The 1,406-nt window shown below is 58.5% G+C and carries 2 protein-coding genes; both read left to right on the plus strand.

The window, feature by feature from the left end; translation table 11 throughout:
• Positions 1-112: hypothetical protein (locus AC1DRJ_RS27705; protein ID WP_477804956.1), on the plus strand; the 112-nt coding region annotated here is incomplete at its 5' end.
• Positions 113-267: 155 nt separating this feature from the next.
• The coding region (locus AC1DRJ_RS27710) for a purine-cytosine permease family protein (RefSeq protein WP_477804955.1) at positions 268-1,406 on the plus strand (1,139 nt) is incomplete at its 3' end.

Raw genomic sequence — 1,406 nt, forward strand, 5'->3', positions numbered from 1 at the left:
GCACAACGACCCGGCGACAGGCGTCATGCGTCACGCCGATGCGGGTTACCAGATCGCCATCGACTGTGCCAAAGAACAAGGGCTGAACCTGCCGATGATCACCGGCAAATAAACAACCCATGTAGCAGCTGACGAAGGCTGCGTTAAGGGCCGAAGGACCTTCGTTCCACATTGGAATGCCGGGGTCGCTTCGCAACCCGACGCAGCCTGCGGCAGCTGCTACAGCGATTGCGTAAACCGACAATAACAATCCACAGAGGTTGAACCATGGCTGTCAACGATCGTGCAAGCAGTAAACCGTTGATCGAGAAGCGCTCGATCGACTACATCCCGGAAGCGGAAAGACACGGTCGTCTATTTAGCCAGTTCACCCTCTGGATGGGTGCCAACCTGCAAATCACCGCGATTGTCACCGGGGCCCTGGCCGTAGTGCTGGGCGGTGACGTGTTCTGGTCGTTGATCGGTCTGTTGATCGGTCAACTGCTCGGCGGTGGCGTCATGGCGTTGCATGCGGCGCAAGGGCCCAAGCTGGGCCTGCCGCAGATGATTTCCAGCCGTGTGCAGTTCGGCGTGTATGGCGCGGCCATCCCGATCGTGCTGGTCTGCTTGATGTACCTCGGCTTCACCGCAACGGGCACCGTGCTTTCCGGTCAGGCGCTGGGCCAGTTGTTTGGCGTCAGCGACAGTGTCGGCATCCTGATTTTCGCCAGTGTCATTGTGCTGGTGACGGTGCTCGGTTATCGGGTGATTCATTGGATCGGCCGTGTTGCCAGTGTCATTGGCGTGATTGCCTTTGTTTATCTGTTCAGCCGTCTGATGAGCCAGGTTGATGTTGGCGCACTGTTGCAAATCCGCCACTTCAGCTGGAGCAGTTTCTTGCTCGCGGTATCGCTCGCGGCGTCCTGGCAGATCGCCTTCGGTCCTTACGTGGCTGACTACTCTCGCTACCTGCCGAGCAAGATTTCCTCGGTGAAGACTTTTTTTGCCGCAGGCGCAGGTTCGGTCATTGGTGCGCAGGTGGCGATGGTCCTCGGCGTGTTTGCTGCCGCATCGGCCAACGGCCAATTCGCCGGCCACGAAGTGGCCTACATTGTGGGTCTGGGCGGTACCGGTGCCACCGCTGCGCTGCTGTACTTCAGCATCGCGTTCGGCAAAGTCACCATCTCTACGCTGAACTCCTACGGCAGCTTCATGTGCATTGCGACCATCATCAGCGGTTTCCGTGGTGATCTGAAAGTCACGCGCTTGCAGCGTCTGGTCTTTGTGCTGGTGATCGTCGGTGCGGCGACCCTGATGGCATTGCTCGGTCAGCACTCGTTCCTCGGTGCGTTCAAGTCTTTCATCCTGTTCTTGCTCGCGTTCTTCACGCCATGGAGCGCGATCAACCTGGTGGACTACTACTGCAT

The sequence above is a fragment of the Pseudomonas sp. P5_B2 genome (genome assembly GCF_056400445.1).